Origin of the sequence: Levilactobacillus sp. HBUAS70063, assembly GCF_038374745.1 — a bacterium.
Taxonomy (GTDB): domain Bacteria; phylum Bacillota; class Bacilli; order Lactobacillales; family Lactobacillaceae; genus Levilactobacillus.
Window position 1 is genome coordinate 58,139 of sequence record NZ_JBANSM010000009.1, and the last position, 20,474, is coordinate 78,612.

At 51.2% G+C, this 20,474-nt stretch carries 18 protein-coding genes, 1 rRNA gene, 1 pseudogene and 1 other annotated feature; of the genes and pseudogenes, 13 read left to right on the plus strand and 7 right to left on the minus strand.

Features of this window, described 5'->3' with window-relative positions:
* Positions 1-38: 38 nt before the first annotated feature.
* Positions 39-383 carry a DUF805 domain-containing protein gene (locus tag V8I28_RS12125; RefSeq protein ID WP_341780355.1) on the minus strand — a complete coding sequence of 115 codons (345 nt, stop codon included), beginning with the start codon at positions 381-383 and terminating at the stop codon, positions 39-41.
* A gap of 118 nt (positions 384-501) precedes the next feature.
* Positions 502-924 carry a MarR family winged helix-turn-helix transcriptional regulator gene (locus V8I28_RS12130; RefSeq protein ID WP_341780356.1) on the minus strand — a complete coding sequence of 141 codons (423 nt, stop codon included), beginning with the start codon at positions 922-924 and terminating at the stop codon, positions 502-504.
* A 390-nt stretch (positions 925-1,314) separates the two neighbouring features.
* Here V8I28_RS12130 and V8I28_RS12135 point away from each other — a divergent pair.
* Positions 1,315-1,619, plus strand: a pseudogene (locus V8I28_RS12135) (helix-turn-helix domain-containing protein); the annotation flags it as partial.
* Positions 1,620-1,842: 223 nt separating this feature from the next.
* Here V8I28_RS12135 and V8I28_RS12140 read toward each other — a convergent pair.
* Complete coding sequence (locus V8I28_RS12140; RefSeq protein ID WP_341780357.1) at positions 1,843-3,558, minus strand: aryl-sulfate sulfotransferase; 1,716 nt, start codon at positions 3,556-3,558, stop codon at positions 1,843-1,845.
* A gap of 229 nt (positions 3,559-3,787) precedes the next feature.
* Between V8I28_RS12140 and V8I28_RS12145 the strand changes: the two genes are divergently transcribed.
* The 4 genes from V8I28_RS12145 to V8I28_RS12160 all read left to right on the plus strand — a co-directional run bounded on the left by V8I28_RS12145 (position 3,788) and on the right by V8I28_RS12160 (position 7,716).
* The gene (locus V8I28_RS12145) at positions 3,788-4,501 is read left to right on the plus strand and encodes a DUF975 family protein (RefSeq protein ID WP_341780358.1); all 714 of its coding nucleotides are present in this window, start codon (positions 3,788-3,790) and stop codon (positions 4,499-4,501) included.
* A 987-nt stretch (positions 4,502-5,488) separates the two neighbouring features.
* Positions 5,489-5,863 carry a GntR family transcriptional regulator gene (locus V8I28_RS12150; protein WP_341780359.1) on the plus strand — a complete coding sequence of 125 codons (375 nt, stop codon included), beginning with the start codon at positions 5,489-5,491 and terminating at the stop codon, positions 5,861-5,863.
* Entirely contained in the window at positions 5,860-6,753 is an 894-nt protein-coding gene (locus V8I28_RS12155) for an ABC transporter ATP-binding protein (protein WP_341780360.1), read from the plus strand. The genes V8I28_RS12150 and V8I28_RS12155 overlap by 4 nt, the downstream gene beginning before the upstream one ends.
* 15 nt (positions 6,754-6,768) lie before the next feature.
* Positions 6,769-7,716, plus strand: coding sequence for an ABC transporter permease (locus tag V8I28_RS12160; protein WP_341780361.1), 948 nt, complete (start codon positions 6,769-6,771; stop codon positions 7,714-7,716).
* Positions 7,717-7,874: 158 nt separating this feature from the next.
* Here V8I28_RS12160 and V8I28_RS12165 read toward each other — a convergent pair whose 3' ends face one another.
* From V8I28_RS12165 to V8I28_RS12175, 3 genes are read right to left on the minus strand one after another with little or no spacing between them, the layout of a single operon-like run.
* Entirely contained in the window at positions 7,875-8,225 is a 351-nt protein-coding gene (locus tag V8I28_RS12165) for a DUF2200 domain-containing protein (protein ID WP_341780362.1), read from the minus strand.
* 14 nt (positions 8,226-8,239) lie between these two features.
* Positions 8,240-9,700, minus strand: a complete 1,461-nt coding sequence (locus V8I28_RS12170; RefSeq protein WP_341780363.1) for a PH domain-containing protein — start codon at positions 9,698-9,700, stop codon at positions 8,240-8,242.
* A complete protein-coding gene (locus V8I28_RS12175; RefSeq protein WP_341780364.1) occupies positions 9,687-10,163 on the minus strand; it encodes a PH domain-containing protein in 477 nt (158 codons plus the stop codon). Before V8I28_RS12175 ends, V8I28_RS12170 begins: the two co-directional genes overlap by 14 nt.
* A 358-nt stretch (positions 10,164-10,521) precedes the next feature.
* Here V8I28_RS12175 and V8I28_RS12180 point away from each other — a divergent pair, with 358 nt between their 5' ends.
* From V8I28_RS12180 to V8I28_RS12200, 5 genes are all read left to right on the plus strand, one after another.
* On the plus strand, positions 10,522-10,962 hold the full coding sequence (locus V8I28_RS12180) for a nucleoside 2-deoxyribosyltransferase (RefSeq protein WP_341780365.1): 441 nt from the start codon (positions 10,522-10,524) through the stop codon (positions 10,960-10,962).
* Between the two features lie 177 nt (positions 10,963-11,139).
* Positions 11,140-12,540 (plus strand): cytosine permease, encoded by a 1,401-nt coding sequence (locus V8I28_RS12185; protein WP_341780366.1) that lies wholly within the window; start codon positions 11,140-11,142, stop codon positions 12,538-12,540.
* Positions 12,541-13,314: 774 nt separating this feature from the next.
* Positions 13,315-13,557, plus strand: a complete 243-nt coding sequence (locus V8I28_RS12190) for a hypothetical protein (RefSeq protein ID WP_341780367.1) — start codon at positions 13,315-13,317, stop codon at positions 13,555-13,557.
* 106 nt (positions 13,558-13,663) lie between these two features.
* Positions 13,664-15,151, plus strand: coding sequence for a helix-turn-helix domain-containing protein (locus V8I28_RS12195; RefSeq protein WP_341780368.1), 1,488 nt, complete (start codon positions 13,664-13,666; stop codon positions 15,149-15,151).
* A gap of 178 nt (positions 15,152-15,329) precedes the next feature.
* Complete coding sequence (locus tag V8I28_RS12200) at positions 15,330-15,725, plus strand: MarR family winged helix-turn-helix transcriptional regulator (protein WP_341780369.1); 396 nt, start codon at positions 15,330-15,332, stop codon at positions 15,723-15,725.
* Positions 15,726-16,456: 731 nt separating this feature from the next.
* Here the strand turns inward: V8I28_RS12200 and V8I28_RS12205 are convergent.
* Entirely contained in the window at positions 16,457-16,672 is a 216-nt protein-coding gene (locus tag V8I28_RS12205) for a hypothetical protein (protein ID WP_341780370.1), read from the minus strand.
* A 219-nt stretch (positions 16,673-16,891) separates the two neighbouring features.
* On the opposite strand from V8I28_RS12205, the gene V8I28_RS12210 reads away from it, so the two are divergent.
* The 3 genes from V8I28_RS12210 to V8I28_RS12220 form a co-directional block, all read left to right on the plus strand.
* Positions 16,892-18,262 (plus strand): Nramp family divalent metal transporter, encoded by a 1,371-nt coding sequence (locus V8I28_RS12210; RefSeq protein ID WP_341780371.1) that lies wholly within the window; start codon positions 16,892-16,894, stop codon positions 18,260-18,262.
* Positions 18,263-18,308: 46 nt separating this feature from the next.
* Positions 18,309-18,508 (plus strand) — a binding site (T-box leader).
* A gap of 56 nt (positions 18,509-18,564) precedes the next feature.
* A complete protein-coding gene (gene tyrS / locus V8I28_RS12215; protein WP_341780372.1) occupies positions 18,565-19,827 on the plus strand; it encodes a tyrosine--tRNA ligase in 1,263 nt (420 codons plus the stop codon).
* A 565-nt stretch (positions 19,828-20,392) separates the two neighbouring features.
* A 16S ribosomal RNA gene (locus tag V8I28_RS12220) occupies positions 20,393-20,474 on the plus strand; the annotation flags it as partial.

Consider the following 20,474-nt stretch of genomic DNA (forward strand, 5'->3'; position numbering starts at 1 on the left):
TTTTGTAGTTAATTGTTCTTAATAACGACTTAAAATTATTATTTTTTAGAAGGTAAGCACCCAAATATGGTAAAAACAAGGGCACCTACTACAGGAATGAAGTCCAATCCAATCAGCCAATGAGACAGCTTAAGATCGTTTAATCGTCTAATCTTAGCCCCTAAGAGTCCACACCAGGCGATCATAAAAATCACGCGACCGGTCAGCCTTAACGTAGGTAATTGTATGGCAAAGATAGCTGACCAACTATAACCAGCCTGTAACGCTAATAGGATTAAAAATATTAAGGCCAATCCATAATTAGCCGAGACAAGTTGCCAAAATTTCGCGCGATTCAGTCGTCCTTTAAATCCTAATTTTTTTATTTTTAATGTAAGTTGCATTTTTACACCTCTTTCAATAAGTGCTGGTTTTGTGAATAATAAGAATGCTAACTCTTAGATATCTAATTGTCAACTGTCGTATATAAAAAAAGAGGCCTATGAAGGCCTCTTTTTGAGTTTAATCAGTAAATTTTATTTTTTTTAGTAATGTGAGCAACTTGCTAACTTCTAAATCATCCATATTCTCTACGAGCTTCTCTTCAATAGTTTTAAAAATGTCATCCACTTCAGTGATAACTTGTTTACCTTTTTCCGTAATATATAACACCTTTGCTCGGTCATTAGTAGGTGATCGTTTTCTTTCAATATAACCATCACGTTCTAGATTTTTCAACATGTTAGAAATGCTAGCACCGCGGCGTTTAAATGCATCAGCAACATCGCGTTGAATTGCGCCAGGATGTTTATCGATATACCCAATTGTCCGCGCTTGTTGACTGGTGAGATTAGCTTGCTTCACGTGTTCAGTAAAATAACGTTGTTCGTCAATTAAAATTTCTCGTAAAAGCCTATTTAATTCTTTGGCCATATTTTCTGACATATTATTACCTCATTATCTTTCTAGTTGAGTTATTCAGTATCAATAGACTGTAAATAAACTAATTGATCGGTTGAAATCTATTCATACAACTTTTTCCCATTGTAGCTGAATAATGCTTACTGCTGATTTGATTTTGAACAAATGTATACGCCTACTGTATGCATTATGACATTCATTCCTTTCAAGACATATCTATTTTATAGATTACTATATTGTTAGCTGCCTATCAATATCGCCATCTAATTATATGTTTTAGAAACAAAAACAACGTCTAGACCATGTTGATTTAATATCGCGCGTTGTAAAATCAACTTAGCCACTTTGAAAAAATGACAAAATAAAAACACCAAGACGGAAATTTTCGGTATCATTGGAGTTCCTAGACAAACAATGAAAGAGGTTTTCGTCTTGATGTAAGAACACTTACCACACCACATATTAAAGATCACCATTTAACTGAGATGGAACGCGGAAAAATTGATGTGCTCCATCATTTGGGACTTTCGAATCGCAAAATTGCCGCTGAAATTGGTGTGTGTCCGCAAACTATTAACAATGAGCTCAAGCGCGGCTCTGTGTCCCAAGTTAAGAAGGCTAATGGAAAGCGTAAATTCACTACTAAGTACTTTCCGGAAGCCGCTCAAGCCCGGTATGAAGCTTGTCGTAAGTCTTGTCACCGTCCTTCTAGTTTTGACGCATTATAGTTTGTTTTATATTCTGATTGTTGGTCAGATTGGATGAATTAAGATGGATTTCAAGCTCAAGTTGACTAGCTTGAAAGTGATACTTGAAAAAAATGTAGAGCGCATCGTCAGAAGAAAAGTAAGGCTGCCGATAAAAAACACCCACCAAAGCCAACGCTTCGGTAGGTGTCCGTACGCCACGACAGAGGTGGTCGTGGCCAGTTAGTTCAGTTACTTAATCAAGGTTAAATGTGTAGTTGCTAGGGAACAGCGGTTGCCGGTAGGCCCGGTAAACGTAGCCCTTATCTGGAATATTATCGACGTGGAGGTTGAAAACGGGCTGGTCGCCGGCCACTTCGATAATGTTGCTACCGGTTCCGTTCTTGGCGTTGAGGTAGCCGAAATCAACTAGGTGATTGCCATTGTCGAGACGCTGACTATTCCCGATTCGGTCGGTGAAGTTGGCCTTGCCCAGGGACTTCCCGTAAGCCCAATTTTGCTTAATCGTCATATGTTTTTCGTTCAGCGTGTATTGGACGGCCTGGGAATATTTGCCACTGGTCTGCTTATCCCCGTTGGTTACGGCATAGTTGTTGTCGTAGAGCAGAAGGTCCTTGGTATTGGCGTTACCATCGTGATCGGCCAAGAGGTAAGCGGCATGTTGACCACCGGTAATCGTCGTGCCCTTAGCGACCTTCAGGACGAATGGCCGGTAAGCTTTAGGCCAGTCCTTGGCCTTTTTCCCGGAGAAGAGCCACTTGATGTTCCCGGTCTTGTAATCCATCTTCATCACCAGATCTTGGTGCCGGCTGGAAATGACCAGGCTCTTGTCCGACTTGTCGTAGTACAGGGCGTTGTTATGCAGCCAGTCGACTTTGCCATCGCTCCGCGTGGAGGAATCATACTTCTTCCACATGTTCTTAGGTAAAATACGCTTCATATCGAGCACCTTCACGACCTTCCCCGTCTTATGGGAAAGCTCAACGATGGTGTCTTCTACGTATTTACTCCCATCGGACACGGTCGCCAGCAGGTTGTGGTTCGGCAATTCAATCACATCGTGGTGAATAACCGTAGTTTCCTGTTTGTTCTCGGACTTGGCCGTGGCCTTGATGTTCTCGGTACTCTTGGTCTTATTGCTAATGTGATATTGTTTATAAACGCGGCCCAGGTAGTCGGTCTCAATCAGATCGTTGTAGACCATGTGGGAATTATCCTTCTTGTTCATCAGAATAATGTGACCATTGCTGAGTTGCTTGTAGATGTGTTGCGCGTAATTATCGGAGTACCACCGAACGGCCCCGTCGGCATCGACCGCGAATGGCCGTTGCGTGGAGCGAATCAAGAAGGTCATCTGATTATTACCCAACTTCATCTTGGATTTATCATTTTTAGTGACACTTAATTTCAGATGGGCGAGGTTCTTGGCTAACGCCTTGGTCTGAATGTTAAGTGTTTTCGTGATGACCTTGCCGGCTTTCGTGGTCAAATGAACCTTGACCGTATTGTTGTCGTCGGCGTACAGGCCCACGATTGGCAAGCTGTGTTTGGTCGAATAACCAGCGATGGTGTTCGTGACCGACGTCTTATCGGTCTTGCCGACCACTGTGTAACTCACTTTGACGGCATCGTCCGTCTGGAACAGCGCAATCGCCGAAAGGGGCGAGGTGCCGTATGGGTTAAGCTGAACGTACATATTGTCCGCGGTATATTTGCCGGAATTCAGTTTAGCCTTGAGACTGGACGTGGTGGCGGCCTGTTGATCCTTTAATGTTGAGACCAGGTCACTACCGATGTTGTTCTTAATCTTGGCGGTTGAAAGGATCGCCGAATCCTTCACCCGTTGCGGTTGCTTAGGCGGATCAGCCTTAGTAGACTGGGCACAGCCAGTTAATGCGAGGACGACGAAGGCTGCCCCAATCAGCCAACCAAAGCGTCTATGTTTTATCAAAATGACACCACTTTCTCTAAGTATTGATACGATGAAATAGGCGTTGTTTGCGCTATCAATCGTACCTGTTTATTAATTATAGGAGGCGTTTTCAATGGAAGTATTAGAGAATTGTGAAGATACTATGAATTTTAAGGCTTTTTAAAGGCTGGGGTGAATCACGCCGTTCGGGGCAACTATGGTACAATGAAACAATCATGGGTAGACACGATTAGAGGAGGAGTTTGACATGGATTCACAAGATCGGATTAATTTTAAATTGGGGGCTAAACGCCAGATTCTGGACCACCTAAGCTTTTTCATTCTGCTGTCCATTCTGTGGATTGCCCTGAATTGGATTGGCGGCATGGTCTACGAACGGAGTATGAACGTCTTTACGGAAACGGTGAACAACGGCGGCTTGGGCCTTAAGACCAACGTCTTTTCGTTCGGCTGGTTGCTGATAATTGCCGGCCAAATGCTCCGGGCGGGGACCCGGCTGACGATGATCGACATTGACCGGGGCAGTGCCGAGTTAGACAATCCCATTCAACGGAGTTTCAAGTTGTTCGATAACGGCCGTTACTTCCTGGGCTGGCTGTTCATCGGCATCTTGATTAGTGTCTTCACGGTCCTGTGGAGTTTACTGCTGGTGGTGCCGGGAATCATCAAGGCTTATTCGTATTCCCAGGCCTTCTTCCTGTACCGGGATGCGGTCGATCGAGGCGAACAACTCTCGCCGCTTCAAGCCATCACCAAGTCGCGGGAAATGATGAACGGCTATAAGAGCTTTCTCTTCATCATGGACCTGAGTTATATTGGCTGGTTCTTCCTGTCCTTCATCACGTTTGGCCTGGCCAGCTTATTCGTTCAACCGTACTACGACATGGCCCGGGCCAAGTTCTTCAACCAACTGGTCGTGCGCCACGACCAACCGCGAGCGACTGACACGTCACAAATGTAAGTTAGCTAGCCGCCTTGCCGTTCGCCAAGTTCGGAACTATTGGCTAAAGATTGAGAGTAGAATAAACGCGCTGATTCCCGTGACAGCAGTTCTGTCCACTAAATTGGTGAAGCCAGGAGCCTACGCCTGCCAGGGGTTCCGCCTGCTATGGGGGACACCTTCAGCCTGGGAAGCGGGCTTCCGGTTCGCTTGGAAGCCTTGCCCAACCCGCAAGTCTCCCAAGTCGCCCCACGCTGTAAGCTGAGAAAAAACCTCAGCTAACACCGTCGACACAGCTGGCTCCACCCCTGGCGATCTCCGGCAAGATAGTGCTTGCCAGCAACAGCGGGGTTAGTCGACAAATTAATCGCTACCTAGTGCTAAGCCGCTGGTTATTGGCCAGCACTCTCGCAGCCGTGAGTGAGCCAAATAGGGGTTCAGCCGTGGGAGTTCCCTTAGCGGCACGGGTCATACCGCTTAGGAAACTGGCGTCTTTGAGACGTGGGCTGTCGGCTCAAAGCGAGGCCGAGACCGCTTCTCAGGCTCGGTCCGGTCCGCCCACCGCGATCCAACCCCTATTTGGCGAACGGTAAGGCGGCCGTTTTCCACTACGAAATTGTAAAAGACTAATATTAACGCGATGAGTTGCACGATGGTACTAGTTTTAGCCGAGCGCTGAGCCACCGGCGATGGTAGCGGGGACTTCTGCGGATAATTAAATAGAATTAAAGTGTAAGACTAGTGGAGCTCAGGCTTGGCTAGTCTTTTTTTCCACCTAAGAAGGGTGACCGGTGACAGAGATGATTGCCGCGGTTGGGCGAGAGGAAAGTCTGAATGTGGCTTTGGTAATCCTGTTTAGCGGTTTTTAACGGTGTCGTTGGGGGCAGTCGGAGATGGCTAATGTGCTGGTTAAAAATAAATAAATTTGCCCACTGGGGGTTGCCTTTCCAACTGTACTAGGTATAATAGTACACACAGAACACGGAGCCAAACCAAGGGGTGAAGAACATGCAAGTTAGCGATCAATCCGGCCTGCCTTACTACGAGCAGCTGGTTCTACGCGTTAAACAACAGATCGTTCAGGGTATCTTGCGGCCGGGCGACCGGTTGCCGTCGGTTAGAGAAATGGCCCGGCAGGAACAACTTAATCCGAACACGGTCAGCAAGGCCTACAAGCAGTTGGAAGCCCAGCAAGTCATTACCACGGTCCACGGGAAGGGCACTTACGTCCGTGAGACAACGCCACCAGCCGGCGATTCGGCTCAGGTGATTGCCTCGAAAAAGCAGCTTCTCACGTTATTGACGGAGATTCGGTACCTCGGCGTACCATTGGACGAAGTGGTCGATTGGATCAGAGCGGCATATGAGGGGGTAGAGAAATGACACTACAGGTAACGGGTTTAAGCAAACAAATTAACGACCGGCAAATCATTCAGGACATTAATTTTGAATGGGCGCCCGGAGAAATCATCGGCTTGGTCGGTCGAAATGGGGTGGGTAAGACCACGCTATTTCGGACGATGATGAACCATTATATTGCCGAGGCGGGTCAGGTCTCGATCGACGGTGAGGCGATTCAACAGGTACCGCAACGGCAGCAGCAACTATTCTTCATTGATACGCAATACAACTTTCTCAGCACCTATCGGCTGTGGGAACTCCCCCGCTTCTTTGGGGCGGTGTATTCCCGATTCGACGAGCAACGGTACACGGCGTTGCTTCAGCAGTTCAAGCTGGACGCGAACAGCCAGTATCGCCGTTTGTCAAAGGGGATGCGGGCCCTGGTCAACCTCATCTTGGCGCTGACGTCGAATGCAACCTACATCATCTTGGATGAACCCTTCGATGGGCTGGACGTGATTGTGCGAGAAAACATTGCCACGATGGTGATTGACGAGGTAGCCGACCAGCAGAAGGGCTTCCTGATCTCCTCGCACGACTTGAATGAACTCGATGGCTTAAGCGACCGGGTACTCCTATTAAAGGACAGTCGGTTGGCCCACGATTACAATCTGGAAGACATTCGGGCCCGGGCCAAGAAGATTCAGTTGGTCTTAAATGACAAGGTGATTCCGGACGTGATTAAGCAACAGAGTCAGCTCATTCGCGTCTCCGGACGGGTCCTCGTGGTCGTGATTTCCGACTACACGCCGGCCGTCGATCAGAAATTAAAGGCGCTCCATCCCGTCTTATTCGAAGAGTTGCCGCTGACGCTTGAGGACCTCTTCCGGGCCAACCTCGCGCACGATACCGGCTACCAGATGATTAAGTAGGGAGGAGAATAGCGAATGTTTAGACAAAAGATTGATCAATTAATGTGGCAACGTCACCGGCGGATTCTATTTGCTATCGCTTTACTGACGCTGCTGGGCATGCTGATTGGCTCGTTTGTGGCCCTCCACACTGTGGTGGCGGATCATGGGACGCATCAGATGGTTAACGTTGGTCTCATCAAACAGTGGCGGCCCTACAATGGGACTTACTTCTCGGCATATTCGATGTGGTTGTTGCTAGCGGCCTGGCTGAGTGGACTCGTGGTCATGCACCTGGATTTACGCGATCATTTCAACCAATTCCTGTTTAGCAGCGGGTACAGCCGCAAGCGGATTTACTGGTCCAAACTCAAGGTCACCTGGAGTGTCCTGTTACTACTCAACGTGGTGGCCACGGCCGTAGATTATCTCATCTTTTGGTGGGGGACGCCGCACGGTTACACGTGGACCATTGCCTGGCCGGGGGTTCTGACCTCATGGCTGGTCGGCGCCATCATGTCGCTGGGATTATTTGCCATCACCTGGTTTGCGTCAATCATCGTGGGACAATCGGGGCCATTGGTGATCACGGTCGCAGGTTTTACAATTTCTTTAGCAGGTTTTTCCGGAATTGGTGATACTATCTTAACTAGAGGGCTGTTCAAATTGACTGGCGATCAGGCGATGTGGGTTGGCTTAATTGTCTGGCTCATCGCCGCCTTGGTCTTATTCGTCTGGGGAGCGGCTCTGTATCAACACCTTTCACTGGAACACAACGGTGAGTACTTATTGTTCCCGCGGTTGCGGGTTCCGGTATACATCGTCTTCGTCCTCTACATGACCCTGATATTCAGCTGGTCAGCGGTTGATGGCGTCTCAGCAATCGTTGCCTTCGTGCTGTCGGCACTATTTGGCTACGCCTGGCTGTGGCGGCCGCGATTGGGCGAACAGTGGCACCAGTGGCGTGAACGTAAACAAGGCTAGAGAGTAGGATTCAAATTGATTTAAGCGGTGACTAGCGGCTTGGGGAAGTGCGCGGCACCAAGGGGAGCGGCAAGCCATTGGGGAATGGGTTGTCGATCAAAAACGGACAGTCTCAGCAGTAAGTGCTGGGGCTGTCCGTTTTTGATCGACTGTGAGTATTAGGATCGCAGAATCTTCTCTAGTGGCTTGCCTTTGGCCAATTCATCGATTAATTTGTCGAGATAACGTAGGCGTTGCATCGTGGGATCGGCGACATCCTCAACCCGCACACCGCAGACGACACCCGTAATTTGGTTGGCCTTAGCATTGAAGTCAGGGGCGGCGGTCATAAAGGTGGCGCAGTCAACTTGCTGATCCAATTGATGATGGAGTGCATCGTGATCGTAACCAGTTAGCCAAGTGATAATGGTTTCGACTTCGGCCTCGGTGCGGCCTTTCCGCTCAGCCTTTTGGACGTAAAGTGGGTAAATCTTGGCGAAGCTCATCTTGAAGACACGTGGGGTGGACATGGTCAGGACTCCTTTCAAACGGTGCGGACGTACCAATCATAAATCCGCTGGGCCTGCTTGGCTTGAAGATAGCGAAGCTCGATACTTTGATTCTTATTGCCGTGGCGGACGTTAACGACGAGGTGCATTAACTGCTTGCGCCGCATCCAGACCGAACGTTCCAGCCGCATGGATTGAATCATGTCGGCGGGCACGTAGTAGGTTTCCTTGGTCCACACGTGGCCGGTTTGGAGCGCTAGCATGGTGGGGGTCAGTAGCTGGCCGCCCGTTTGCCGGGCCGCAAACAGGCCTTGGAAGTAGGCCAGAATGAGAACCAATGCGAATAGCCACCACCAGTGGGGCCACAGCCACGTGGCAATGGCCACCGGGATAATGGCGACCAACAGGGCGTTGCGCACCAGATACCACTTGTGCCGGTCGGCCACGTTGAGGGCGCCGAGGTCCGGCATGTGGTTGGGCAACCAGCCGAGAAAGTTCGGGGCAACGTCGTAGAGCTGGGCTTGCGGAACCGCGGGAAGGATGACCAGATCGTCGTCATCGTCGTCCGAGGCGGCCTTGGAGGCCAGCAACACCTGAACCGTTTGAATGTGCAGCCACTGGCGGAAGATATTTTGCTTAATCCGGATGGCCTGAATCCGTCTGAGCGGCGCCGTAATCGTGTTGCGCTGGAAGAAACCCTTGGCCGTCTTAAGCTGGTCGCCCTGTAGTGTCACGTCAAAGTGGTAGTAGCGCAGGTAGGTCCATAGAAAGGCGCCAACCCAGGCAATTAGGACCACGACGAGCGCCCCGATGACGAGGATAATTAGGGCCAAGTGGGTGGCGTCGTTGATTAGCGTGTCGGTCCAACTGCGGGGGATCTTGTTGTAGAGGGCCAGGAGGATCAACAGTAAGGGGATGAACCCGGTAGACGTGACGGCAAACTTGAAGAGCGTTCGGTTGTTGATGCGGTAGTGCGCGGTGGCCTGACCGGTTGAGGCTGGTTCCTCAGTAGCAAAGGTATTGGTCGTTTCCTCACCCACCGCGGGAGCCACTTCGGTCGGCGCCGGCGCACCTTGCCGATAACGATCGATCTCACCGGCTAGTGAGGTGGGGACCGCGGCGAGACGGGCCTCGGGCTTGTTATCGTCGTGACTCGCCGTTTCAATGGTCACCTCTTCTAGCTTAAACGGGGCCAGGAAGAACCACTGCTTACGCTGGACCGTTTGAATCCGCGCGTAGGGGATGTGTTCGTGGTGCCGCACGAGGACCCCGGAGTTGATTTCCACGGCTTCGGGCGTCACGCGATAGCTCAGCGTGACCCAACGGACGATGGGCCAGACGAGAATGGCCCCGATGACCAGGACCCAGCCGAGGATGAACCAGACGGGCTGATTGTAGAGTGAAATCAGTAAAATTAACAGGTACCAGTAATCCTTGATGGCATGAGCCATGTGGAGAAATAGGCCCAGTGGATGGGTGCGTTTAGGCTTGGTCATGGCGGGCCTCCCGCGCGAGCTGCATGATTTGGTCGCGCAATGCTTCGGCCTCGTTTAGCTCCAAGCCCTCGATGCCGTGATTGGTGGACGCCGTGGCGACCGAAACCTTGGTGAGCTTCTGGCCTTGCAACAGGGGCCCGGCGTTTAGGGTCACGTTTTGCACCCGTGCGATGGGGATGGCGACCCGCTTTTTAAAGATCATGCCGGATTGCATTTCGACCGCCGTTTCTGAAATCTGATAGCGGGTAAAGCGGTAACGGTAGGGAACGAGAGCGACTTCGACGATGAATTCGATAATCGTCAATGCGCCGAAGACGACGACCAGCCAGAACGGCCAATCCCAGTAGCTGTAAGCCAGCCAGATGAGGCCGGTGACGGCTCCAAAGACAACGAGACTCCCCAGGGCACTGATCCGCCAGATCAGCTTAATCCGCTGGGGTAAATGGTGATTTTCGGTTGACATCAAGTCAAAAAACTCCTCTCCTGATGAATTAAGTGTAGCAAGTTGGCTAAAGCCTGACAACCGATGGGAAAAATAAGTTTGTTTAGAAAGTTTTTATCGCCGTCGTGACGGGCGGTTTACCGTTTGACTAGCAAGCTGGGAGAAGTTTTTAGGTTTGACGGATGTCCCGGCTGCCCGTATAATACTTACAACAACCAAATAAGTCCTTTTAATTTAGTCCCGTGAGGCTAATAAAGGTACGGTAGAAGTCAGTCGTGCGTCTAGGCACGGGTGAACCTAGCGGCCGGAATTCCTGCGGGATTCGGCCGCTTTTTTCATGCCGAGAGGGTTGAAATCGAATCGATGGAGGAATTTTGTTATGTCACAGATTTACGTTGCGAGTCCGTTCTTTAGTCCCGAGCAGGTTGACCGGGTAAAACGGGTGGAGGCCGCCTTAGAGGCCAACCCAACGGTCAAGGATTTCTACTCACCACGGCTCCATCAAGATGCGGCCAACGAACAATTCACGAAGCCGTGGGCCACGGAAATCTTCCACCGCGATATGGATCAGATTGCGGCTGCCGATGTGATTGTCACGGTGATTGACTTTGAGGCCAAGAACCTGGATTCCGGGACGGCCTACGAGTTGGGCGTGGCCACGATGAGTAACAAGCCCATCATCGCCCTGCAGGAAAAGGATGAGGCCGTTAACCTGATGATAACGGAGAGCATGCACTGGTACACCAAGAACGTTGACGACCTCAAGTCCTACGACTTCAAGGCGTTGCCGGCCGGTGAATTTGTCGGCGAGATTCTGTAGATTTTTTAAGCGAGATAACTGGCGGTTGGGCTTCAGGCTGGCCGCCGTGGCAGGGACGCTAGCGCCTCTGTCTTACATAGGCCGCGATACTGGGCAGGTGTCGCGACCAGAAGCAATTGAATAAGAGAGAGCAGTCAAGACGGTTCAGATCATCCAACAAGGGAAAGGTGAGAACGTATGGCACAAGAGATTAAAGCAACCGCAACAAAGACGTCCAAATCATTCGGTAGAGTGGAGTCGATTCCCCGAGAGAATCGGCACATGTCAAATTGGGACCTGTTTGCCACGTGGATCGGCGCAAACGCCAACAACGGTACTTGGTATATCGGTGGGGTGATTGCCGCCTGTGGCTTCCTGACCGCATCGACCACCTTAGTCGTGGTAGGGCTGATCTCTTACGCCTTGCTCGCGGTGGCGAGTTACATGGGTTACCGCACGGGCCTTCCCGCCATGGCGCTGACCCGCGCGTCGTTTGGCCTGCGGGGGAGCTTCATTCCCTCGGTGATTAATGTGATTCAGTTCATCGGTTGGGCGGCCGTCAACACCTTCATTGCGGCCACGTCGATTAGCTACATCTTTGGCGAATTGTTCGGTTGGCCCCTTTACGGCAAGCCCGGTGGCGCCTTCGGCTTGATTGTCGGCATTGTGATTATGAGTGTCCTGCATTTATTGAGTATTTCGCTGGGCGAACGGTCCGTGCGGTTGATTGAACGGATTGGGATTATCCTGGTCGTGGTCTTCGTGCTGTGGGAATCCGTGGTCGTCTTCCGGACGGTATCCTTTAGCGACATCGTCGGCTGGCAACCGCCGCACAACTTGCGGATGTCCTCGGGGGTCGCTGCCGACACGCTGGCCGCCTTCAACCTGGCTTGGGTGACGGCCGCTTCGGACTTCAGTCGCTTCACGAATAAGAAGTCCGCGGCCACAAAAGCCAGTTTTCTGGGGGCTAACTTCGGGTTGTTCTGGTTCGCTTTCATCGGGTTATTTGCCACGATTGGGACGGCGGTCTCGCTGAACCATTTCGACCCGAACAACTCCGACCCGAGTACCGTCGCTGCTAAATTAGGGCTGGGTATCATCGCGCTACTGGTCATCGTGCTGACCAGTACCACGGCCAATGCGGTTAACTTGATGTCGGCCGGCTCGGCGCTGACCAACATGACGCATCGCTTGTCGCTCAACGTCAGTCTGTGGATTGTGACGCTGGCAGCCACAGCGGTGACGTTTATCCCGGTTTATCTGGCAAGCTTCCTGGACGTCTTCGAAACCTTCCTGGATGGTATCGGCATGTTCCTGGGGCCGGAGATTGCCATCTTCCTGGTGGACTACTTCTTCCTGAAGGGCAAGCAGTACCGGCTGAGTGAATTCACCAAGGTTCACGGCGCCTACTGGTATGCGCACGGCATCAACTGGATTGCGGTCGCCAGCTGGGGCCTGGGCGTGGTTGCTTACTGGGGCTTGAAGCAGGTGCCGGTGATTGCGACGACGGTGGGAGCGACCTTCTTCGCCATGGCCATTACGGCGGTAATCTATCTGGTGGGGATGCGCTTCACGCGGCCCCAACCGGTCAAGGCGTAGTGTGAAAAATGAAGTTCAACGCTAGAACCACTTAATATGGAAGGAACTGACACGGTAATGCATTGCACCCGCAATGGAATTGCCGTGTTTTTTTGCCTCGGGGGTCGCCATGCCGTTCGCCGTTGCCAGTTGCCTGCGGCTGCCAGAAATTCCGCCTGCTGTGGGGACCGCCTGCAGCCAAAGGACGGGCTTCCGGCTCGCTTGGAAGCTACGCCAAGCCCGCGCGTCTCCCAAGTCGTCCCACCCAGTAACCTGGCCCAGAACGCCAGCTAACTGGGTCGTTACGGCTGGCTCCATTCCTGGCCTCCTCCGGCAGTTTGGCAAACGACGACCTGTGCGGACGGCAAGCAACAGTTACTGATGGCTAACCACTACCGGAGCCGTGAGTGAAGCGAAATATGAGCTCAGTCATGGGATTTTCTAAGTGGGCTACTTAGAAAATGGCGTCTTGGAAACGCCGGTCTTGGTCGGTTCCAAGTGAGAGCCGAGACCGATTCTCAGGCTCGGTCCTGCCCATCGCGTTCCAGCTCATATTTCGCGAACGGTAAGGCGGCCAGCATTACCAGCATCGCGATCCTTAAAGAAATGGTTGCGCCACGACACTTAACAATGCGGGGCGTTTGGCTTAAGTCCGGATGACCACTACCGTATGCTCGAGGAAAGCTAGTTAAGCCGACACCAGCGACGTGGCAAATTTGCCGAGCCGGCAAGCACAGACTCCAGTGGTGAACGTGTTAAAATGAAAGTGGAAATTAGTATAGGAGGGTGATCGGAATGATGCAAAAAATGCCAATTTTACCATTAGTGGACCGGTTAACGGCGGGGAAAAGTGTGACCCTGACCACAAGCGATGGGCAGAACGTGCTGATTCAACCGGAAGTCGCAGCGGGCAAATTGACCGGTAACTACGTCAGCAGTGCGCTACCCGGGATTCGCTACGACGATCCCCGGATTATTCTGAAGGAAACCCTGACGGAATTCGATGCGAAGAACGTCACCATCTCGAGCATTGACTAGCGAACCGGGCGCGCGATCCCCGGTGAAAATAATGGTGGAAGGCCTCCCCTGATGAACCAGCATGAGGGGGCTTTCGTTTATGCCAGGCGAATGAGAAGTGAGAGAATTGAAGATTGACTTTGCGATGTTAACGGACCGCGATATATTGAAGATTCGATTGTTGACCTTTATTAATGACGAGCGCCGCCATTTTAGTCTGACGGCGTTTGCCGAGATGACGGAAGTCAGTTATTCGCGGGCGTATCACGTGCTGTTGAATTTACGGACGGATCTGTTGGCACTGGACCCGCAAACCATTCTGACCAAGGACGACCTGGCGACGCGAGTGACCATGGATGACTACCGCCACTGGTTGTATCGCCAGAGCATTCCGTACCGGGCCATGGTAGTGACGCTGGATCAACGCAAGTCGCAATCCAGCAGTGACTTTTGCGCTGACCTGGGGATTAGTACCTCGACTTTTAACCGGCGCATGAAGGCCATGAAACAACAGCTAGCCCAGTATAATTTACAGTTGACCGCAAATCCCCTGCGGCTCGAGGGCAATGAGGTGTTGATTCAACTCCTCTATTTCATGTTGTTTAGCACGACCTTGACTGCCGTGGCGGACTTACCGCCATTATCCGCGACGATGCGGGCGTTGCATGACAAAATCATGCGGGTCTACGCGAACACCCGGGTCTATCAGGAGTCGGCTAGCCTGACCCAGCGTAAGGATTTGCTGGTGACCTTGGCGTTGCTACGATTGGATCAGGGCTACCGATACGGGCAGTTGCGGTTCCCATTGGCCCATCTGACGGACCTGCGCGGCTTAGCCGGGGCCTTTCAGGATCGGCTCGGTGATACGCCGCAGCAGGCGCTGACGGAGTTGGCCACGTTGGACTACTTGCTTACCAGCTCGCCGTATTTCGTCCGGGCCTTACAACCTCAGGCGATGCAGCGCCTATATCTGGGACTGAAGCAACGCTTGGGCAACTACGAACTGGCGCCCGGGGTTCGTGAGCTCCAAGACTATGCCACGGGGCGAGATTGGTTCGCCAACTGGCTGTTCGCCTTGTGTCAGTTCATGTTGCTCTTCCGAGTGGACCCCTTGTTACGACCGGAAATTACGGCGCTTTACCAGCCCACCGCGTCCTCGATAGCGGCGGCAACGGCCTTGGCGAAGAGCATGGGACGGCTGTATCCCGGTCAGGTGGCCGCTACGGATATTCGGTTGGTACAGAAGCATTTGAGTAAATACACCAATGGATTGACGCTGACGGAGGCTAAAGTTGAAATTCTGGTGACCTACGACATGATTGGCGTGACCACGGACATCTTCAATCGCCTGCTGAGTGGGGTCGTGCACCTGAGCCTATTGACCGATCAAACGGTGATTGAACCTCAGAATCGCGCCAACTACCTCATCATTTACGGGGTGGACCCCCTGGCCGCGGGTTTTGCCGATCGACACCACATCGAAGCCTTTCACTGGGTCAAGGAGCTGGCTTACGGGGAGAACTTGGATCGATTAATTCGGGTGTTGCGGCATCACGAGCTGTCGTTGTTTGCTCTGGATTTCAATAACCGGAAGCATCCGTTGGGTGACGAATAAGATAAATGAAGTGGAGCGGTCGGATAGCTTTCCGGCCGCTTTTTGTGAGAAATAAGCGCATTTAGGGGTCAGAATAGGGTATATGGCGGACTAATTATGCGGCGGGATGGTTTCACGGTAGACAGTTCATGCTATAATGAAAACGGATACACATTCGTGGAAAGGAGAGTCGGTAGGAATGGTGGAGCATGAGCAATTGAAACAATTGACTAAGATTTATGGCTTGGTCACGCAGTGCTACAACCAGCCGCTCGCGGAACTCAGTTTAAACCTCCCGCAGTGTCAGTTGCTAACCTACGTGGCCAGTGAAGAATTGACGGTGGCCCAGGCCGCGAGGAAACTCGACTTTTCGGCGACCCGAACCTCCAATCTGGTGGTGGATCTGTGTAAACGCGGCTACTTGAGCCAGCGCGTCGCCACCAAGGACCGGCGCCGGCGGTATCTGACGCTAACGGTGCTGGGACAAAAGGAATTGAAGCTGATCCAAGCGAAGCTCCCAGTCACGCTAGAACGGACGCTGAAAAGCCTCCGCGGCGTCAGCAACCAGACGCCACTCGCGGCGGGAAAGGACTAGTTTATGTCTTGATCACTGGTCAATTCAGGGTTAAAAAGACGACCGAGAAGGGCTGAAAGATAGAAATCGACTAAAACTAGGGTCATCGCGCAACTCATGACGTTAAGTTTAGTTGTTTACAGTTTCGTAGTGGAGATTGGTCGCCTTACCGTTCGCCAAATTTGGGTTGGATCGCGGTGGGCGGACAGGCCGAGCCGCAATTCGGTCTCGACACCTCGCTTTGAGCCGACAGCCCACGTCTCAAAGACGCCAGTTCCCTAAGCGGCAGGAACCACCGCTAAGGGAACTCCCACGGCTGAACCCATATTTGCCTCACTCTCGGCTACGAAAGTGCTGGCCAGCAACCAGCGGCTTACCCCGACGTAGCAACTAATTTGTCGATAAACGTCGGTGTTACTGATAAACACCATTCTGCCGGAGATCGTCAGGGGTGGAGCCAGCTGTGGTGACGGTGTTAGCTGAGGTTCTTTCTCAGCTTACAGCGTGGGGCGACTTGGGAGACTTGCGGGCTTGGCAAGGCTTCCAAGCGAACCGGAAGCCCGCTTCCCAGGTTGAAGGTGGCCCCATAGCAGGCGGAACCCCTGGCAGGCGCAGGCTCCTGCTTCCATTAATTTTAGTGGACAGAACACTGCCGTTCCGCGAATCAGCGCGTTTATTCTACTTTCAATATTTAGGTGCTTAATGAAAAAAGCCTGATTCCTCAATAGCTGGGGAGTCAGGCTTCTTCGTGTTTAGCGGTTCTTCGCTTGTGATTTGAGGCGTTGTGGGGCGTGCCGGTGGGCCCAGAGGTCAGCGGACAGGCCACCCAAAACGGTGGTGGCCAAGCCGATGGCGCCCAAAGCCCCTAAACCGATAGCGGCTGGCGTGACTTGCCAGGTGACGGCTGCGGCGAGGACGGCAATCGTGAGGACCGCAATAAATAAGGGGGCAAGCAATTCGAGAAACATTTTCGTATGGGCCAAGGTGGTCACCACTTTCTGTAAAAATAAATATAAAAAATATTATGCTGCAAGCATCGTGAAAACACAAGGAAAACTTGCATTTTTAGGGTTATTTATTTAATGGGTAATATAAAATTAAAGTTAGGTACGGTTAAAAAGTTCTTTACAAAATGCGGTCTATCCGTATAATTGGATGAGAACTAAGAGAAAAGGGAGTTGGAAATTATGACAGACAACGTTTCAACGAAATCGGCGCGTTTAGCCGGTTACGCAAACGGACCGTCATTGGAAGAAGTAAACGGGACCGTCACGATCCCTAAAGGTAAGGGCTTTTTGAAAAACTTAATGGCCTTTTCAGGACCGGGAGCCTTGGTTGCCGTGGGGTATATGGATCCGGGGAACTGGGTCACGTCGATTGGTGGGGGTGCCAAGTACGGCTACCTGCTGATGTCCGTAATCTTAATGTCGAGTTTAATCGCGATGTTGCTGCAATACATGGCGGCTAAACTGGGCATTGTGACACAGATGGATTTGGCGCAAGCCACGCGGGCCCATACCAGTAAGCGGATTGGCGCCGTGCTATGGGTCGTTACCGAGTTAGCCATCATGGCGACCGATATCGCCGAGGTCATCGGGGGCGCCATTGCCCTGCAATTACTGTTCGGCGTGCCGTTGGTTCTCGGAGTGTCACTGACCGTTTTCGACGTCTTATTACTATTATTGTTAACGAAATTGGGCTTCCGGAAGATTGAAGCCATCGTGATCTGCCTGATTACGGTGATTCTGGTGGTCTTCGCTTACGAAGTGATTATTGCCCAACCCAACATGGGCGCGGCGATGGCTAACTTCATTCCCCGGACGGAGATTATGCATTCTGGCCAGTTGACGATGGCCTTGGGGATTGTGGGGGCAACCGTGATGCCGCATAACCTCTACTTACACTCGTCGATCTCGCAGACGCGGAAGTTCAACCGTGACGACCCGGCCGAAATGCGCCGGGCGGTGAAGTTCACCACGTGGGACTCCAACATTCAGTTATTCGGGGCTTTTATCATCAACTGCTTGCTACTACTCTTGGGGGCGGCCATGTTCTTTGGTAAGGGCACTGACCAACTGGGGACGTTCGGGAACCTGTACGCCGCTTTGCAAGATAACCAATTAGCCGGCGCGGTGGCGTCACCACTGCTGTCCACGCTGTTTGCAGTCGCGTTGTTGGCTTCGGGGCAGAACTCGACCATCACCGGAACGTTGACGGGCCAAGTCATTATGGAAGGCTTCATTAATTTAAAAATCCCGTTGTGGGTGCGGCGCCTGGTGACCCGGTTGATTTCCGTGGTACCGGTCATCGTCTGCACGTTGATCTATGGTGGCAATGAAGCCGCTCTGGATAATCTGTTGGTGAACTCGCAGGTCTTCCTGTCGATTGCGCTACCATTTTCCATGATTCCGCTGACGGTCTTTACGTCCTCGAAGAAGATCATGGGGGCAGAGTACGTCAATAAGCGTTGGATTACCGTTCTGGCGTGGACGTGCACGATTGTCCTAACCGTTTTGAACATTCAAATCGTGGTCGAGAGTCTCGGGAGTCTCTTTTAACCACTTGGTGTATTGACTTTTCCCCGGACTCCCGGTATCATCGACATCATAAGCGATGAATCAGTTCAGTAGTGGGGACGGCTCCGGTCAAGAGATCTGACGGTGCTGCGAGTCAGAACGACCGTGACCACGAATTACGCTGAGGAGCGGCCGACTAGTCGGCGGGTCATTCCGTTAAAGATGACGAGCGGTTGTCTAAATGGACAACAACTTGGGTGGTAACGCGGATTTCAATTCGTCCCTGATGGCCTAGTGCCATTGGGGGCTTTTTTATTGAGAGATTTATTATAGGAGGAACGGAAATGTCAATTATTGATGAGTTAAAATGGCGTGGCGCGATTAACCAACAGACTGACGAGGCCGGTTTGGGCGAATTAGTTAAGGATAAGGCCGTTGGATTGTACGTGGGAATCGATCCAACCGGGGATTCCATGCACATCGGACACTTGATTCCCTTTATGATCCTGAAACGCTTCCAGTTAGCTGGTCACCGGCCATACATTATTATTGGGGGTGCCACCGGTTCGATCGGTGACCCTTCCGGTAAGAAGTCCGAACGGGTGCTGCAAACGATGGACCAAGTTCGTCATAACCAGGAATGCCTGACGAAGCAGATGGAACACCTCTTTGGTCAAGACGGGACCTTTAAGATCGTCAACAACTACGACTGGTTGTCCAAGATTTCCCTTCTGGACTTCCTGCGGGACTACGGGAAGTTATTCAACGTCAACAACATGTTGAATAAGGAAGTCGTGGCTTCACGGTTGGAGGTCGGGATTTCTTACACGGAATTCACCTACCAGATTCTGCAGTCCATTGACTTCTTACACTTGTTCCAAGCCGAAGATGTTCAACTCCAAATCGGGGGTGCCGATCAGTGGGGGAACATCACGGCCGGAATCGACTTGATCCATAAGCTCAAGGGTTCCGATGCCAAGGCTTACGGTTTAACGATTCCATTACTGTTGAAGGAAGACGGTACCAAGTTCGGGAAGTCCGAAGGCGGCAACGTTTGGTTGGATCCGGAAAAGACCTCACCATACGAGTTCTATCAATTCTGGATTAACACCAATGACAAGGATGTCATCAAGTTATTGAAGTACTTTACGTTCTTGGACCAAGACCAGATTAAGGAATTGGAAACGGCCGTGGCCACCCACCCAGAAAAGCGGGAAGCTCAGCGCCGGTTGGCCGAAGAAGTGACGGAATTTGTTCACGGTCACGATGCCGTGGTTGAAGCCGAACACATCACGAAGGCCTTGTTCTCCGGAGATGTTGCGGATTTGACGGCGAGTGAAATCGAACAAGGCTTCAAGAAGATGCCTTCCGTGACGGTTAGCGCCGACAAGAAGAATTTGGTCGAATGGCTGGTCGATGACACCAAGATTGAATCCTCACGGCGTCAGGCTCGTGAAGATTTAACGAATGGGGCCATTCGGATTAACGGCGAAAAGGTCACAGACACGCAGGCCGAAGTTGACCCAAGCAGTGCCTTCGATGGCAAGTTTGTCATCGTTCGGCGGGGAAAGAAGCGGTACTTCCTGGTTCGGATCGCCAAGTCATAATCGGATTTAGAGAGTGTAGCGGTGTTTTTGAACGCTACACTTTTTTCTTCGCCAAAATAAACCCGAACGGGGATGCCGTTAAAGTTAAGAAACACACGGCCGTCAGTTAACTATTCTTAAGCTTTCAATCATAAGTTATGCCTTTGAAAAAAATATTCGATTATTTTCAGTTTTTAGTTGACGCCAAGGGCTTTTACTTGGTATAGTTATATACGTTGTCAAGGCGAGTTGCCAACTAGACCAATTTAAATAATTGAAATTAGTTGTTGACGAGTTATTGATAACGTGATATTCTGAATAAGTTGTCGCGTTTTATATGGCAACCAACGAGAAACGTTGTTAAATCAAACTTCTTGTTGACATCACATCAGCAACATGATATGATAATTAAGCTGATTACGTTGGTAATCACTTAGGTAGACCTTTGAAAACTGAACATTGTTTCGACAAACCAAATATGTGTAGGGCGGTTTGATGTTTATATCAAACCCAAACAATATTTGCGAAGTCAATTCGCTTTTAAAAATGTAACAACAATCGATGAGCTATTCAAGCGCATCATCTATAAGATGAGAGTTTGATCCTGGCTCAGGACGAACGCTGGCGGCATGCCTAATACATGCAAGTCGAACGAGCTTCCGTTGATT

Coding starts and splice junctions, on each gene's coding strand:
- V8I28_RS12155 (WP_341780360.1), top strand. CDS start 5,860: ATGACACTACAGGTAACGGGTTTAAGCAAACAAATTAACGACCGGCAA.
- V8I28_RS12145 (WP_341780358.1), top strand. CDS start 3,788: ATGGATTCACAAGATCGGATTAATTTTAAATTGGGGGCTAAACGCCAG.
- V8I28_RS12130 (WP_341780356.1), bottom strand. CDS start 924: ATGTCAGAAAATATGGCCAAAGAATTAAATAGGCTTTTACGAGAAATT.
- V8I28_RS12205 (WP_341780370.1), bottom strand. CDS start 16,672: ATGTTTCTCGAATTGCTTGCCCCCTTATTTATTGCGGTCCTCACGATT.
- V8I28_RS12170 (WP_341780363.1), bottom strand. CDS start 9,700: ATGACCAAGCCTAAACGCACCCATCCACTGGGCCTATTTCTCCACATG.
- V8I28_RS12180 (WP_341780365.1), top strand. CDS start 10,522: ATGTCACAGATTTACGTTGCGAGTCCGTTCTTTAGTCCCGAGCAGGTT.
- V8I28_RS12210 (WP_341780371.1), top strand. CDS start 16,892: ATGACAGACAACGTTTCAACGAAATCGGCGCGTTTAGCCGGTTACGCA.
- V8I28_RS12125 (WP_341780355.1), bottom strand. CDS start 383: ATGCAACTTACATTAAAAATAAAAAAATTAGGATTTAAAGGACGACTG.
- V8I28_RS12200 (WP_341780369.1), top strand. CDS start 15,330: ATGGTGGAGCATGAGCAATTGAAACAATTGACTAAGATTTATGGCTTG.
- V8I28_RS12190 (WP_341780367.1), top strand. CDS start 13,315: ATGATGCAAAAAATGCCAATTTTACCATTAGTGGACCGGTTAACGGCG.
- V8I28_RS12185 (WP_341780366.1), top strand. CDS start 11,140: ATGGCACAAGAGATTAAAGCAACCGCAACAAAGACGTCCAAATCATTC.
- V8I28_RS12160 (WP_341780361.1), top strand. CDS start 6,769: ATGTTTAGACAAAAGATTGATCAATTAATGTGGCAACGTCACCGGCGG.
- V8I28_RS12150 (WP_341780359.1), top strand. CDS start 5,489: ATGCAAGTTAGCGATCAATCCGGCCTGCCTTACTACGAGCAGCTGGTT.
- V8I28_RS12175 (WP_341780364.1), bottom strand. CDS start 10,163: ATGTCAACCGAAAATCACCATTTACCCCAGCGGATTAAGCTGATCTGG.
- tyrS (WP_341780372.1), top strand. CDS start 18,565: ATGTCAATTATTGATGAGTTAAAATGGCGTGGCGCGATTAACCAACAG.
- V8I28_RS12165 (WP_341780362.1), bottom strand. CDS start 8,225: ATGTCCACCCCACGTGTCTTCAAGATGAGCTTCGCCAAGATTTACCCA.